We start from the raw sequence: 14,231 nt of genomic DNA on the forward strand, positions 1-14,231 counted from the left end.
TATCGAAAATCGAGCGCTAAGTCGTTGTTTATATTGGAGTCGAAGCACCCAGCCAGCGATTAACTGTCGAACTCGGGTGGCCTCGGTCGATCATCGCTTTGCGCTCAGCATGCCGGCCTTGATGAGCGCGCCTTCCAAAAAATCATTCTCCAGCGCCAGCTGGCCGATCTTCGCGTGCAGCGCCTTCAGGTCGATCGCCGGTTCTGCTGCCGATGGCTCGCCGCCAAACACGTCGGCCGCTCGCGTGAGCAACTGGTTCTTCCAGTCGGTGATCTGGTTGGGGTGCACGTCATGCTGCTGCGCCAATTCGGCCAACGTCTTGTCGCCTCGAACGGCGGCCAGCGCCACTTTGGCTTTGAATGCCGCTGAGTGCGTGCGGCGGGGTCTTCTGCTCATCTTTGCTCCAGTCTTCACAGGCGAGGTCCTCGCCAGCAGGAGCAGTTTCCACACTTATCGGGTTGTTCAGATTTCCGGGGCCAGCTCTGTTGAGCGACTGCGTGCGGAGGTTGCGTACCTAAAAAAATTGCAGGCCTTGGTTCGGGAACGGCAAGCTGCGCAGAAAGAGCGCAAGCCGTCCTCGAACTGAGGCCAAACCACCCGTTGCTGACGCTGCTGAAAGCCGCCGGCTTGTCGCGCAGCACGTTCTACTACCAAGCCAAGGTCTTGGAGACTGGGGACAAGTACGCCAGATTGAAATCAAGCATCAAGGCCGTCTACTAGCGCCACAAGGGCCGCTACGGCTATCGGCGCATCACCGCGCAGCTTCGCCAGGCAGGCCAAGCCGTGAACCACAAGACGGTGCAACGGCTGATGAACAACCTTGGCCTGAAATCGCTGGTTCGGCCAAAGAAATACCGGTCTTACCGAGGCGAGTGCGCCTCATCGCCCAATGTGCTCAATCGCCAATTCAATGCAGCGCGGCCGAACGAGAAGTGGGTGACTGATGTGACCGAGTTCAACGTCCGAGGCGACAAGCTCTACCTGTCGCCGATCACGGACCTTTACAACGGGGAAATCGTGGCCTACGAAATGCAAGCACGTCCTCTGTACTCTCTCGTCGGGAACATGCTCAGCAAGGCGCTATGCAAGCTAAAGGGACGAGCCGCTGTGCCACTTCTGCACTCCGATCAGGGATGGCACTATCAGATACCTGCCTATCGCAAGCAACTCAGCGACCGCGGTCTGACGCAGAGCATGTCTCGCAAAGGCAATTGCCTGGACAACGCCGCGATGGAGAGCTTCTTCGGAACGCTCAAGTCCGAGTTCTTCTATCTCAACAAGTTCGCTAACATTGATGAGCTGCGGGCGGGCCTACGCAGCTACATCCACTACTACAACCATCAACGTCTGAAGCTCAAACTGAATGGCCTGAGCCCGGTCCGGTACCGCATTCAGCCGTTGAGTTGCTAGCTTCTAATTGTCCAACTTCTGGGGGTCAGTTCAAGCCGGGGCGATTCATAACACAGGTCTGGGTCTGGCCAATCTGTACGGTTCGGGCGCTGGCGCCGGCGGCGCAGGCAGCGACAACTACGCTCGCACCAGCAACGCCATCGGCGAGCCTGTCCTGAATTTTGTGTTCGAGGCATAGCATGACCCCAAGGAGCATGTATGCCGACGAGCAAGACGAAGACGAAGAACGCGGCGATCGCCGCCAAGATGGCGGCGCTGCCGTCGATCCCCCGGGAACTGATTGATCAGTTCGTCACCGGCCCCATGACCGGCGAGGCGGTCAACGCCGCCACGGTCGCGTTCAAGAAGGCGCTCATCGAGCGCGCCCTGGGGGCCGAGTTGTCGCACCACTTGGGCTACGCGTCGGGTGCGACCCGGCCCGACGATGCGGCCAACCAGCGCAACGGCAAGAGCGCCAAGACCGTGCTCACCGACGATGGCCCCTTGCGCATCGAAGTGCCGCGCGACCGCACGGGTTCCTTCGAGCCGCTGCTCATCCCCAAGCACGAACGCCGCTTCACCGGCTTCGACGACAAGATCGTGGCCATGTACGCGCGCGGCATGACCATGCGCGAGATCCAGGGCTTCCTGCTGGAGAGCTATGGGGTCGATGTATCGCCCGAATTCATCAGCTCGGTCACCGACGCCGTCATGGCCGAGGTCACCGCCTGGCAGGCCCGACCGCTGGAGCCGATGTATCCGGTGATCTTCTTCGATGCCCTGCGCGTGAAGATCAAGGAAGACGCGGTGGTGCGCAACAAGGCCATCTACCTGGCCCTGGGCGTGCTGCCCGACGGCACGCGCGACATTCTCGGTCTGTGGATCGAAGGCACCGAAGGCGCCAAGTTCTGGATGAAGGTCTTCAACGACCTGAAGACCCGAGGCGTCAACGACATCCTCATTGCCGTCACCGACGGCTTGAAAGGCATGCCCGAGGCCCTGGCAGCGGTGTTCCCGGCCACCACGCTGCAAACGTGCATCGTGCACCTGATTCGCAACTCCCTGGACTATGCGAGCTGGAAGGATCGCAAGCTGCTGGCAGCGGCCATCCGGCCGATCTACACGGCCGCCAGCGCCGAGGCGGCCGAGGCCGAGCTGGATGCCTTCGAGCGAGGGCCCTGGGGCACCAAGTTCCCCACGGTCGTCGCAGCCTGGCGCCGAGCCTGGGAGCGAGTGATTCCGTTCTTCGCGTTCCCGCCTTCGATTCGCCGGGTGATCTACACAACCAATGCGATCGAGAGCGTCAATGCCCGCCTGCGCAAGATCATCAAGACGCGCGGGCACTTCCCGAGTGACGATGCGGCTTCCAAGCTGATCTGGCTGGCGCTGCGCAACATCACGGCCGACTGGGGTCGCGCCGCGCACAACTGGAAGGAGGCGATGAACCAGTTCGCGATACTCTACGAAGATCGCTTCACGCAGGCCGGCCATGGCGGCGCAAAGGCAGGAGGTTGATCCATGAAGACATGGCTCAACCAAGGCGCCTCCGGCGGCCTGGCAGGGGCCTGAAAACAGATGAGAAATCAGGCGAGACAGAGTTCAATCAACCCGCCTCGAAACACAAAAATTCAGACGCTCCCCCATCGGCTATTTCCTGCCGCCGAACCTGAGTGGTTTTTACTGTCAGTTGCAGTACGCACTGCCTGAGACCACGAAGCTCAGCGGTGTCGAGCCGTCGCAAAAGGGGCGCTACGTTGGCGGGCGCTTTGGCTACGCCAACGGCCCCCTGGACGTTGCACTGGGCTACGGCCAGAGCCAGGCACACACATTCCCCTGGGCTTGAACCAAGCCGCACTTGATCGCAAACTCACCACGCTCAACCTGGGCGCGTCGTATGACTTCGGTGTTGTGAAGCTGATCGGTGAACTGTCGCAAGTGAAAGACAAGAACGACACCATCGCGAATGCGGCGTTGCAGTTCGCCAACCGCACCACCAACAAGTACAACGGTGCTTTGCTGGGTATAACAGCTCCCCTCGGTTCTGGCCTCGTACACCCCTCATACTTGCGCGTGAAGTTCGACAACGGCGTGGTGAACGGTGGCGTTCTGGCCAATCCATTCTTCAACACCTCGAACTTCGACTCGACGGCCAACCAGTTGGCAGTCGGCTACTTGTACAACCTGTCCAAGCGTACCGCTCTGTACGCCACGGTTTCCAAGCTGAAGATCTCCGACGGCCAGAACAGCCAAGTTCTCGGTAGCATGGCCGTCATCCAGACGAACGGCACGAACCCGAATGCAGCTCCTTGCTCTTCTACGACTGTCCCTGGCGCCAACTACACGAATCGCAGCTCGATGGGCTACGACTTCGGTATTCGGCACTCGTTCTAATTTGACACTGGCTTAGCCAGTTCAAATTGAAAACGACAAGCCACTCGACGCCAAGTCAGGTGGCTTTTTCACATTTTTGACATTCGACAGTCATACGCTGGAATTGCAGGATCAATCGATGCCCACCGCATGCCCGCAATCAGCCCCGCCCCTAGTCCGAAGACCTGTGTCAGTCATCGCGCGCGACCTGAGCGGTATGGAAAGCTCCGGCTGAGCGACACCAGTGGGCCTGGAATGACTGCGCATAACGATGACTCCGACACACCCGACCGTTGGCCGGGCAAGACAAAGACTGAAACGGCAGAACTCAAACGTCTGGACGTAAGCCGGGGCACGCGCAAGCACTGCTCGCCCGCAAGTCGGTACAGGTTTGCAGCGCTGGTCGTGGCGCTCGCGCTGCTGCTGATCTGTTGGTCGCAGTTGCGGTGAAGCCCGGCTTTTGAAACGTGCAGGCCAGCGGTCTTTGCCGCCTGCTCACCAATGCCGCCGCCGTTGATGCAAATTGCATCTATCGTGCGGCAATGATCTGGACAGCCAGCCGCAGTCCGATTTCATAGGCCTCGTCTGCCGGCATCAGGCTCGCCGCGGTCTTTTCCGCCGCCATGCGATCGCTTTCTGGAGCAGCCACTACGCTGTCCCGGAGCAGCCGCCATTGGGACTCGGGCACAATCACGGCCTGCGCATCGCCACCATGCACCAACATGCCTGCGAGACGGCCGCTTGAATCAAGGACGGGGCCTCCCCGCATGCCGTCGGAAACATCGATGTTCAGTCGTCGATGACCAGGATCGTTCCCGAAGGCGCCAAAGAAGCCCTGGGTCAGCCACGGCCAGGCCGGTTGCGAAGCAGACGATCCAGCAAATTCAATGGCGAAGCTCGCGCTTCCCGCGAAGGGATCGCGTAAGACCACCTGAACAGGGCGGCCTCCTTCCAATGCGGCGTCGAGGCGCAATACCGTGACACCCATGGCCGACAGAGGCTGCTCGCGGTCAACGCGGGCCCGCGTCGTGCGCCCCAGGCCGTTGCGGACCCACAGCACCCCATCCGTGAGCGCCGCTGCGGTCGGTGCCAACGCCATGGTTGCGTTGTTGACCAGCACTCCGCTCGCCACGATTCGGGCACCGGACGGCGGATCGGCTTGCCCCGGCTCCATCACTTCATACGGAGCCATGCGGTGCGGCGCTTGCAGCAAAACATCCGACGCCAGTGGCCGCGACGCGTCGAATGCCTTGCGCGCTTGAAGAGCCACTGCGTCTTGCGGTGCCCTCGCAAGGGTGTCCCGAAGCACTCGCTCGCCAACCTCGCTCTGCCCGCCGACTTTCAGCAGCCAGGCATACAACGCGCTGGCCGACGGTGCTTCCAGATGTGCGCCGGCCGCATGCGCGCAGAACGCCAGCGCGCGGCGATATTGCCCAGCCTGCATGTACGCGCGCACCAGACCCATCTCAGTGTCGGGCGCGTGCAGCATCGCCGCTGCGCGATCGAAGGTCTCGATGGCTGCAAATGGATCACCGTATGCCAGCTGCGCTTCAGCGGTCGTCAGAAGCGCAGTGCGCGCACCCATCGGCGGGCCATCCAGCACCCGGGGGTCGGTGATCGCGGCGGCAGATCGCGCCGCAGCGTGCCCAGGGTTTGGCGCTGGCTGTGCGAAGCCTTGCGCACCAGCACCAGCCAGTGAAAGCAACGCCAGGATCGCCGAGCGCCTTGAAGGAAGGTGCTTGCAACCGTTCACGGAACTTGAGTGATGCGCGAAATCGCCAGTGCCGGCAACGCGGGATCGTAGGCAGCCTGCGGGGCCAGGTAGCCGGCATTGAAGTAAGCCGTGAGCGCATCGATGTCCTGTGCGCCACCCAGCAGGTTGATGCCTCCCAGCAGAACTGTGAAGCCATCACCGCCCGTGGCCATGAAGTTGTTGACCGTCACCCGGTAAGTCTTGGCCGCGTTTTGCACCACGCCGTTGGCCACGATCGTCTCTGGCGCGGCGGACGGTACCGGTGGGGTCACGGTGACGTCAGTGCGGGTCAGCACCGCGTTGATGATTTTGGAGCAGGGGGCGGCCGAAAGGCTCCATGAATACCGCAGGCCGTTCGACACCTGCATCACACGTTGGGCGGTCTGACCCTGGCAGCCTGTGAACTGTTGTTCGAGGAGGTCTTTCAACTGCTGCGCCGTCAACGTCAAGGTCACGAGACTGTTTCCAAACGGCTGCACCGTAAAGGCGTTTCCGTAGCTGACGTTGTAGGGATAGCTTGCACCGGCAACCGCGAAGCCCGGACTGCGCACGCCACCCGCGTTCATGAATGCGATTACGGCGCCGCCGAATGCGGCAGGCTGCGTGGCCTGCAACTGGGCGTCGGCGATCAGGCTGCCGGCCGGCATTTCTCCCGCAGGATTGGCCGTATTGGGCAACGCACTGGCGATGGTGCCGATCACCTTGTTGGACAGCGGCGACACCAGCGCGTTGTAGCCCGTGACGATGTTCTTCACGGTGGGGTCCGTTGCGATGGCGTTGTTGATCGCCACATCGGTCTGGTCGACCAGACGGTTGGTCGCCGAAACCGACACCACGTCGTGCGAGCGCGGATGCAGCGTCACGTCGATGTCGGTCAGCACGCGGCCGAATGCGCTTGCGCTGGTCACAGGGATCAGGCGACCGGCCCGGTTCGGCAGCCCGGTGGGACGTGGGGTTGCAACCGCTACACCGCTGACGTTCTTCACATCCAGCGTGTTGGCAGAGCAGTTGTACGCCGCGTGTGTATGCCCGCTGATCACCAGGTCGACCCCGCTGTCCAGGCCTTTGACGATGTTGGCAATGTCGGACTCGCTGCCGTCGGCGTTCTTCAGATTTCCGTCGCAACCGTTGATGTCGCCGACATTCGGATTGGTCTGAAAGCCGCCCTGGTGAACCAGAACCACGATCGCGCGCACGCCTTGCGCCCGCAGCCGGGGGATCAACGCATTGACCGTCTGCGCCTCGTCGCGGAACTCCAGGCCAGCAACACCTTTGGGGGTGACGATGCCAGGGGTACCTTTGAGCGTCATCCCGATGAACGCCACTTTGGCACCCTGAAAAGTCTTGATGCCGTAGGACGGGAACAGAGGTCGTCCCGTGCCGGTTTCGATCACATTGGCGGACAGCCATTTGAACTTGGCGCCGTCGAAAGTACCTGGTGCAGTCGAGCCGAGTCCCTTGCAGCTGTTCGGATCCGGTGCACCGTTGGTGATCTTGCAGCCTCCGTTTTGAAGCCGTTTCAGTTCGGCCGACCCCTTGTCGAACTCATGATTGCCAACGGCATTGAACTCGACGCCAATCTTATTGAGTGTTTCGACTGCCGGCTCGTCGAAGAACAAGGCGGAGATCAGCGGCGAGGCGCCAATGAAGTCGCCGGCGCCAACCACCACGTTCATCACGTTCTGCGCCTTCAGGCGGGCGACGTAGGCCGCAAGGTATTCGGCTCCACCCACTGCGGGGCGCTGCGCCGCGGGCACGACCGCGTTGACGCCAAACGTTCCGGGCGACTTCAAAGTGCCGTGATAGTCGTTGAACCCGATGATCTTGATCTTGATGGGCTCGCGTGACTGGCCATGGTGGTCGTCGTCATGCCCCCTGCCGTGATGCTGGCCGCCCCGATCGTCCCGATCATCATCGCGGTCCCGGTCACGGTCCCGGTCCCGGTCCCGGTCATTGCCGCGATCACGCTCGTTGGCGTTTGACGTGCGTGCAGGCTGCGCGGAAGCGGGCAAGGTCGCTACCGACACGGCGACGCACGCACCAAGGGCCGTCAATGTGGATGTGAGCAATAGGCGGCGGATCGTCATGGGCTGTCCTCATGGTTGATTGAATGCAAAGGCGGATGAGGTGCACACGCTCGTCGCACCGCAGAAGCTATGGCGCGACTATCGAGTCGCGCAGTGACCAAACGGTGACGACGAAGAGATAGGCCATCGACGTCATCCGCATGTCATCGATGCGCAGGGACAATGATGTGAAAGGCCCCAATGTCGCTGGTTGAGCAGTCGCTGCCGGCGGTCTTCATGTGCTTTGGAGACCCTATGAAATGCATCGATTCGAAGCGCGCTCTTCATCTCTCAAGTGCCGTGTTGCTGGTCTCATTCGCCTTCTCTGCATCGGGCGAAGAAATCGACGTCAATTCGGCCGAAGCCCCGTCCGAGAGCATGTCCTCCGCGCCGGCGCAACCCGGCGAATGGACACCTGCGAAATCGGCGGCGACTGCACAAGCCAAACCCAAGCCCCAGGCCCCTGCGAACAGTGTCGACGCACCGAGTTTTGGCGGTGCGGTCTACAACCCTTTTTCTGTTTCCGCGCCAGCAACGGTTCACCGCCAAGTGCCCGCCGAGGCGACACATACGGTCAACGAGCTCTGGATGGAACTCACCGTGATCGCGCTGGTGGCGGCTGCCGTCGCGCTGACATGGCTTGTGCGCAGGGCCTGAGTACCGGTGATCACGCGGGCGTCATGAAGCCTGCCTACGCTTGCCCGGTCACAACACTGGATGGAGGAATCTCATGATCCGATTGGCGAAGCCCAATGTGCATTTCATGGCGCTGGCGACGGCCACCGCGGCGATGATGTTTTTGTCTTCGACCGCCAGCATGGCTGCCGACCAGACCCAACCGGGCGATGGCAACGCAGCGGCCATCCGACTGGCAAAGCAATCACCGCTCGTGCGCTCGGCGATGCGCTATCTGATCGCTCAGGGCGAACGCATCGGCGATCGCACGCTGCGCACAGCCACGCTCGACATCCTGAAGAATCCGGCAACGTGCGCAGTGCATCGCCGCGGGCTGGCCACCGTACAGGCCCAAGATGCAGTGATCCAGACGCTTTTCGAGCAGGGTCTCATCAACCGCGCTGATGCGACGGCTTTCCCGTCGGGCGTGCGGGCTGCGATTTTCCCGCCGGTCCTGCAGGCAGATGCTGCCTGTCCGCAACTCCCGCAGCCGCTGGAATCTGCGCCGGGAAGTGCCTTCGGCGGACATCACTCCTACCCCGGTGGTCTACCGGTGCATGAAGCGAACAACGACCTCTACGACGAAAATCTTACCAAGCAATACCGCAGTGTCTACGGCTCTTCTGGACCGGGCGGACTGCCAGCCGTGGACATCGACGACGACGAGGAAGCGCAACACCATCACGGTGGTCGCGAGAGCAAGCGTCAAGGCGGTCTGCCCATCGATCAGGACGTGATACTGGCCGCGCCCATCTGGCATGACTGGGCAAAGACCATCGTGTTTCAGTGGAACGCCGACGGGAGTGAATTCACCGAGTTCAACTTCGGCGGCGCGGGGACCCAAGACGCCTGGGGTGCGGCCGGCGACTCGCGCACCGGCGGGCATCACATCCTCAGCATTGCCGAATCGATGGCGCGCGGCTTCTCGCCACTGATGGTATTGACACAGGCCAGCGCGCATTCGGCACCGACCCTCGGCAACGAGTTCAAGGTGGTCAACTGGCTGCGTGCGGCGGCGATCATCGCGCGCATCGATCCCGTGAAGGCGGGTTACCTCGGTAACGACAGCAGCGGGCGCCTGCGCCTGCCGCCACTCGGCAAACTGGGGGATGTCGATCTGACGGCCGGCGGGCAGACCAATCTTCGTGTCGAGTACACATTGCACAATCTGTCGGATGCCGACTTCACATTCTCCGGCCCGGCCGTTGCTTCCGTGAATGTCATCTTGACCAAGCTGGCGCCGGAGTTCGGCTACGACGCATCAGACGCGGCCACGTTCAACCTGCGATTTCGCAACCCGGCCCTCGCCTACCTCAGCGGCGAGCGTCTGCTGGTTCTGTACGGCACTAAGGGCCTGGACGCAGTGCGTCAGGAACTCACGCGGCTTAGGCAAACCGGAGCCATCTGATCCCCGAAGCGCCAGGGCGCACATCTCTCAAAGCGTCTTCACTGATTACGGCGTGGCGTTGTCCTCAAGCGGTGCGCGGCCGACGATCGCCTGTTCGGACGATGCGCGCGGAAAAGCGTCCCGTCATTTAGGCGGCCACTGGAGTTCGGACCCGTCGGACGGAGGCACAAGGACCGATGCAATTGCATCGAGCGTCAATGAAGAAATGAATTCCGAATCGGCGTATGTGATCTGTACCTTGCCCGTGTCCTGCTCAAGCAGCTGATCATCGGAGATTTTTGAGCCGTTCCCCGCTGCCCAGGCAGAGTCCCACAACAAGGCGAGATACCTGGCGCCGCTTGCCATGACCTGTGCTGTGGGCAGAGCCAATGCCTCATACATGGCATCGAGCACGGCGACGCGCGCTGTGCCCCCTGCCTCTTCGAAGACATCGAGGATGTGTGCCGGCGGCAGCGTCCGCGCAACCTGGTGCATCAGTTCGATGGTCGCCCTGGCAACTTGCGCGCCACTCCTGCACAAGGGAAGGAGCGCGGTTTGCTGCCTCAAGTCGAGCTTCACGCGGTCTAGCAAGTCGGGGGCGTGTCGAGAAACCATATTGGTCTCGAACGCACTGTGCACCCCTGCGCCGTAGGGAAGCGATACGCCTGTCGTGGGATCCGTTCTCGGGCTCGCACTTGACTTGTCGCCATCCGCCAAAGCCGAGCCATGCAGCGGCTGCGATGCGTCGCCCATGTAGTGGGCTGCGAGCCCGGCCGCCGTGACAAATCGAAGGACGTCACCCTCTCTCGCGAAGCCCACCATGGCATCAAAAAATTGCCAAAGCCGAAACGGCAGCAGGCCGCGTTTGAGCTTGTCTCCATATTGCGCGGCTGCAGCAGCGTCATGGTTCGCCTTGGCCAGGCTTTGCAGCTCGTCGTAGTAGGACAGCCAGGCTTGCACCGTCAAGTACTTCTCCGGATCGAGGCGGCACAGCTCTCTCAAATTCTTGCCGTGTGGCGCATAGTCAACATCGATGTCAGCGTAATGCGTTGGATGCTCGGGGCCATCGCTGCGGCCGGGACCGCCCGAGGTGTCGCGACCCCCGATCCGCCCGCCGCGCTGTTTGGGCAGCTTTTTCCAGATCTCGTCGGGCACGTCGGCGAGCGGCACAAACTGATCGCTTGCGCTGAGTTGCCCCACCGATTTGTCGAAGCCCCGATCGGCGATGTTCGATACGTCGAAGCTGAGAACCTGCGAATTGGCGAGCAGCAACTTCTTGAGCTTGGGCTCGCGGATTTGCTCGATCGCCAGAGCCGCGATGCTGTAGTGCCCTGTGCGTCCCCAGTAGCCAGAAACCCCACGGCTCAGGTCGGTGACCAGCTCTACGTCCAGCAGCTTGCACACGTTGCTCAGGCTGGTAGCCACAGCAAATGCAGCGCCTCGGGCCTGACCGCTCAGCACCTGACCACCCCATTCGACGGCGAAGGGGCGCAGCTGGCGCTGCGCCAGCGGCGTATCTTGTCTTTGGCGCGCCTGCGGGGACAAATCGAGATGCCACACCATTCCGGAATCGCCCGGGCGGGTTTGCTTCGCGCCATCGGGTGCGATCAGGAAGTCGCCGACATAGTCGTATCCACCGACGGATCTATGCCGGTAGAAAAGCGCCTTCACTCGACCGCGTAGCAAGCCCGACGCTGCGCCGTAGCCGAGCACTGGTTGATCGATCAACCTCAGAGAAAGATTGGCCTCGTTCACATCGGCCAACGATCCCAGAGGCGGCAGTGCATACGTGTTGCATGTCCAGTCGGCCGCGCGATCTACCCGCACCAGCCCGACATCGAGCGCGGCATAGCAGCGGCGTCCTGCAAAAGACGGGTAGACCTCTTCGAACGGGCGGCGTGTAAGGCATTTGTCGGTGCTGACGCCGATACGCGTCAATCCCTTGCGCGTGACGCTTTGAACCACCTCACCGGCGTCCCCGCTCGCATGCCGGGCCGTGAGCACGTAGGTGGTATGCCCGTCGGTGACGAGGCATCCGGCCGTGGCCGTATGCCTCTCTCCCTGAACGTCCAAGATGATGGGGCAACCTCCGCCGAGGGGATACGACGGCCTTGGCCCTTCAATCTCGGTCGCGTCGGCTTTGACTTCTTCGTCGCCTACTTCAACGACGCACACCGGTACAGCGCGACCGTCGGGCATGTACAGGGTCTTTGGCAGCATGAGGGAGGAATTGAAAGTCCCACCAGAACCAAACTCTGTTTCATCGGCCCACTTGCGCACGAACGCCAAAACACACGGCCACGAATAGTCGCGGACCTCCGAGTTGAAAAGCGTGCGCGCATACGTCTTTTTATTTGGCGGCCTCTTCCCCTCACCCGGCTTGCTTGGCCAATCCTCGTCTTTGCGGATCAAGTAGTAGCCAACAGCAGTCCCAACGACGTTGGCCTTGCTGAGAAGGTGATAGTGATAAGCATCGCGCGCTTCCAGCAGATCCTTCAAGGACATGCCGGCAAAGTTGTATTGGAGATCCAGGACGGACATGATTTTCCCTTTCAGAACGTCGACACGCTTGAATGCATCTGGGCGAGCGCCTGACGCTGAGCCCACCTCATGTTTCTCACAGCATCTAGACACCCTGATGACAGCCGCGGGCTACAGGCCCTTTTGTTGTTCGAGCACCTTTGCACCGTCGGCCAATGCGTGTCTGGCGGACTCATAGGCATTCAGGGAGGAAGCGAGCTCGGTTTCTTCCAGTGAAGGAGAAACCTCGCTGATGACCCAGACAAAACGTCCGCCTTCGATGCGATCGACGCGCAGCCGGAACATGGGTAATGTCATGATGGTCTCGGATGGGTAGAGGAGGCGCCTTCAGTGCACTTGCCCATGAGTCGCTTGAAGGGCCACACGCGCGCGTCATCCCGCTGTGCCTGAATTCCGCGCTGCACCGACAAGCGTAGAACCATGCGATGACAACCGAATGAAGACGCTCCTGCAGTCGGTGCCGTGCGGTGATGCCCGCGAATCAGCGCTACTCGCCACCGTCAGCCATGTGACGGTCTCAACCCATCCTGCTCATGTCCCGGATGTCATCCCGAAGAGAAGCGCGATCGCCTTTCGCCAACGGGAGGTTGATGAAAAGCTCGATCCTTCGCCGCAGCGAATAGAGAATCTGAACGGCGCCGTTGGCAGCTGCCTGCGGCTCTTTCAGCGCCGCCGCATCCGGCATCTCCCCAAAGCGCCGAATCCGGCTGACCTGGCCACGATGGCTCCTGCCCAAATTTCTCGACGTCCAACGTGAGGATGAATGAGGCCCTGGCCAGGTGGCGGGCCAGGAGATGGGAAAAAAATGCCGCCGCAATCATTGCCGGCGGCGGCATGCTCGCGCCGGCCAGCGCGCCCAAGGCCGCCCGGGTGAATTCTGTCCGTTATGTGGCGGGACCATGCGAATGACACCACCACAAAACCCTCACCCACTTGTTGAGGAAGTTGCAGGCCAGGTACGGCGCACACGACACGGACGTCGTGCGGTTGCGCGAAGCGGTGACGAAGCTTGAAGCAGCTCCGGGCCAGGACTTGTTGAGGCGTGTGGATGGACCGGCCTTTTTTTCCGATCGGGCAGCGCGACTGGCGCCTATGGCGGCCAAGACGGTGCGATGGGTTAAGCCACAGTCGCACCTTGCGGCGGGGCAGTGGTTACGTACTTTTAGCGCCCAGCATTCGAGCTCACAGTTCGGACGATTGTTTTTCAACTTGCATTGAAGCGCTGAGACAGAAAACCGACGTCGTATGCATGCGCTGTCGCTGTCGCAGTAGCGGCGGTGTCACAGTCCGCCTGCAGGATCAGGCTTCCTTTTACTGTCCAGGAAGTCTTGCATGTCCAAAGAAGCGCAAATGATCGCGGCTGCCGAAGTCGCGGACCGCTACATTGAAATCGTCCTGTCCGAAGAACCCGGTCTGCTTGTGGAGCGAGCGGCTGGCCAAGGTTCCAAGGACATCGCCAAATCGGCAAAGGCATTGGCAGAATTCCGCGAGCAACTCATCAAAGCCCTCGCTGACCAACCGCTTCCCGACATGGAGCAGGACGCCGATGCTGCCGGCGAGCGTGAGGACGTCCCAAAAGCAGAATAAGTCGACCAAGCCGGCAAATAGATTTTTTTGCATTTCAACTTCGAGTTGGCATCGAAGAAAGTTCGGCTGAGCCGCCCTGTAAGCAAATTCTTTGAGCGCGGCCGCGTCATCAATGCATGCTGCTACCGGAGGGTTGCATTGTCGGTTGGCGCGATTGCATCTTGTGTTGTGACTTTGCAAGTCACAGGCATGTCATAGCGTCTTCTTACATTGGTTCCATGCAGGGACGATCGCACATCGCGAATTCGTTGGCACTCGTACTCCGACCAGGAAGCTTCATGCACTCGATACGCCGTCTCTCTCAGTTCACTGCCGCAGGTCTGATCCTCGCGGCCTCTGCCTCACCCGCCTTCGCCCAGAACGTCACCGGCGCAGGTGCAAGCTTTCCGGCACCGCTGTACGCCAAGTGGGCCGGCGACTTCAACAAGGCGACCGGCACGCAGGTCAATTACCAATCTGTCGG

11 protein-coding genes and 3 pseudogenes are annotated in these 14,231 nt (G+C 61.2%); 9 read left to right on the forward strand and 5 right to left on the reverse strand.

The window, feature by feature from the left end; genetic code table 11:
• Window positions 1-55: 55 nt before the first annotated feature.
• Window positions 56-396 (reverse strand): annotated as a pseudogene (locus QN413_RS25810) (transposase); the annotation flags it as partial.
• A gap of 97 nt (window positions 397-493) precedes the next feature.
• Here QN413_RS25810 and QN413_RS25815 point away from each other — a divergent pair.
• The 4 genes and pseudogenes from QN413_RS25815 to QN413_RS25825 form a co-directional block, all read left to right on the forward strand.
• Window positions 494-1,410, forward strand: a pseudogene (locus tag QN413_RS25815) (IS3 family transposase); the annotation flags it as partial.
• A 198-nt stretch (window positions 1,411-1,608) separates the two neighbouring features.
• Window positions 1,609-2,904, forward strand: coding sequence for an IS256 family transposase (locus QN413_RS25820; RefSeq protein WP_323499452.1), 1,296 nt, complete (start codon window positions 1,609-1,611; stop codon window positions 2,902-2,904).
• A gap of 127 nt (window positions 2,905-3,031) precedes the next feature.
• Complete coding sequence (locus QN413_RS27480) at window positions 3,032-3,232, forward strand: porin (protein WP_409054663.1); 201 nt, start codon at window positions 3,032-3,034, stop codon at window positions 3,230-3,232.
• The gene (locus tag QN413_RS25825) at window positions 3,229-3,780 is read left to right on the forward strand and encodes a porin (RefSeq protein ID WP_323499453.1); all 552 of its coding nucleotides are present in this window, start codon (window positions 3,229-3,231) and stop codon (window positions 3,778-3,780) included. The genes QN413_RS27480 and QN413_RS25825 overlap by 4 nt, the downstream gene beginning before the upstream one ends.
• Window positions 3,781-4,288: 508 nt before the next feature.
• Here QN413_RS25825 and QN413_RS25830 read toward each other — a convergent pair.
• Together QN413_RS25830 and QN413_RS25835 are read right to left on the reverse strand one after the other, a co-directional pair.
• The gene (locus QN413_RS25830; protein WP_323499454.1) at window positions 4,289-5,344 is read right to left on the reverse strand and encodes a tetratricopeptide repeat protein; all 1,056 of its coding nucleotides are present in this window, start codon (window positions 5,342-5,344) and stop codon (window positions 4,289-4,291) included.
• A gap of 164 nt (window positions 5,345-5,508) precedes the next feature.
• The gene (locus tag QN413_RS25835) at window positions 5,509-7,599 is read right to left on the reverse strand and encodes a bifunctional metallophosphatase/5'-nucleotidase (RefSeq protein WP_323499455.1); all 2,091 of its coding nucleotides are present in this window, start codon (window positions 7,597-7,599) and stop codon (window positions 5,509-5,511) included.
• Window positions 7,600-7,833: 234 nt separating this feature from the next.
• On the opposite strand from QN413_RS25835, the gene QN413_RS25840 reads away from it, so the two are divergent.
• Window positions 7,834-8,235: a hypothetical protein gene (locus QN413_RS25840; RefSeq protein ID WP_323499456.1), complete on the forward strand. Its 402-nt coding sequence runs from the start codon at window positions 7,834-7,836 to the stop codon at window positions 8,233-8,235.
• Between the two features lie 73 nt (window positions 8,236-8,308).
• Window positions 8,309-9,661 (forward strand): hypothetical protein, encoded by a 1,353-nt coding sequence (locus tag QN413_RS25845; RefSeq protein ID WP_323499457.1) that lies wholly within the window; start codon window positions 8,309-8,311, stop codon window positions 9,659-9,661.
• A 123-nt stretch (window positions 9,662-9,784) separates the two neighbouring features.
• Here QN413_RS25845 and QN413_RS25850 read toward each other — a convergent pair whose 3' ends face one another.
• Both QN413_RS25850 and QN413_RS25855 read right to left on the reverse strand, forming a co-directional pair.
• Entirely contained in the window at window positions 9,785-12,181 is a 2,397-nt protein-coding gene (locus tag QN413_RS25850) for a S1/P1 Nuclease (protein ID WP_323499458.1), read from the reverse strand.
• Between the two features lie 111 nt (window positions 12,182-12,292).
• On the reverse strand, window positions 12,293-12,466 hold the full coding sequence (locus tag QN413_RS25855; protein ID WP_323499459.1) for a hypothetical protein: 174 nt from the start codon (window positions 12,464-12,466) through the stop codon (window positions 12,293-12,295).
• Between the two features lie 151 nt (window positions 12,467-12,617).
• Between QN413_RS25855 and QN413_RS25860 the strand changes: the two genes are divergently transcribed.
• The 3 genes and pseudogenes from QN413_RS25860 to QN413_RS25870 all read left to right on the forward strand — a co-directional run.
• A complete protein-coding gene (locus tag QN413_RS25860) occupies window positions 12,618-12,938 on the forward strand; it encodes a hypothetical protein (RefSeq protein WP_323499460.1) in 321 nt (106 codons plus the stop codon).
• A gap of 575 nt (window positions 12,939-13,513) precedes the next feature.
• The gene (locus QN413_RS25865) at window positions 13,514-13,768 is read left to right on the forward strand and encodes a hypothetical protein (RefSeq protein ID WP_323499461.1); all 255 of its coding nucleotides are present in this window, start codon (window positions 13,514-13,516) and stop codon (window positions 13,766-13,768) included.
• A 278-nt stretch (window positions 13,769-14,046) separates the two neighbouring features.
• Window positions 14,047-14,231 (forward strand): annotated as a pseudogene (locus QN413_RS25870) (phosphate ABC transporter substrate-binding protein PstS); the annotation flags it as partial.

It is taken from the genome of Variovorax sp. LG9.2 (assembly GCF_035018885.1).
Taxonomy (GTDB): domain Bacteria; phylum Pseudomonadota; class Gammaproteobacteria; order Burkholderiales; family Burkholderiaceae_C; genus Variovorax.

What these genes read in the sequence shown, in the direction of transcription:
- QN413_RS25830 (WP_323499454.1), bottom strand. Translation starts at nt 5,344, where the DNA reads ATGGGTGCGCGCACTGCGCTTCTGACGACCGCTGAAGCGCAGCTGGCA.
- QN413_RS25865 (WP_323499461.1), top strand. Translation starts at nt 13,514, where the DNA reads ATGTCCAAAGAAGCGCAAATGATCGCGGCTGCCGAAGTCGCGGACCGC.
- QN413_RS25850 (WP_323499458.1), bottom strand. Translation starts at nt 12,181, where the DNA reads ATGTCCGTCCTGGATCTCCAATACAACTTTGCCGGCATGTCCTTGAAG.
- QN413_RS25845 (WP_323499457.1), top strand. Translation starts at nt 8,309, where the DNA reads ATGATCCGATTGGCGAAGCCCAATGTGCATTTCATGGCGCTGGCGACG.
- QN413_RS25855 (WP_323499459.1), bottom strand. Translation starts at nt 12,466, where the DNA reads ATGTTCCGGCTGCGCGTCGATCGCATCGAAGGCGGACGTTTTGTCTGG.
- QN413_RS25820 (WP_323499452.1), top strand. Translation starts at nt 1,609, where the DNA reads ATGCCGACGAGCAAGACGAAGACGAAGAACGCGGCGATCGCCGCCAAG.
- QN413_RS25840 (WP_323499456.1), top strand. Translation starts at nt 7,834, where the DNA reads ATGAAATGCATCGATTCGAAGCGCGCTCTTCATCTCTCAAGTGCCGTG.
- QN413_RS25860 (WP_323499460.1), top strand. Translation starts at nt 12,618, where the DNA reads ATGAAGACGCTCCTGCAGTCGGTGCCGTGCGGTGATGCCCGCGAATCA.
- QN413_RS25835 (WP_323499455.1), bottom strand. Translation starts at nt 7,599, where the DNA reads ATGACGATCCGCCGCCTATTGCTCACATCCACATTGACGGCCCTTGGT.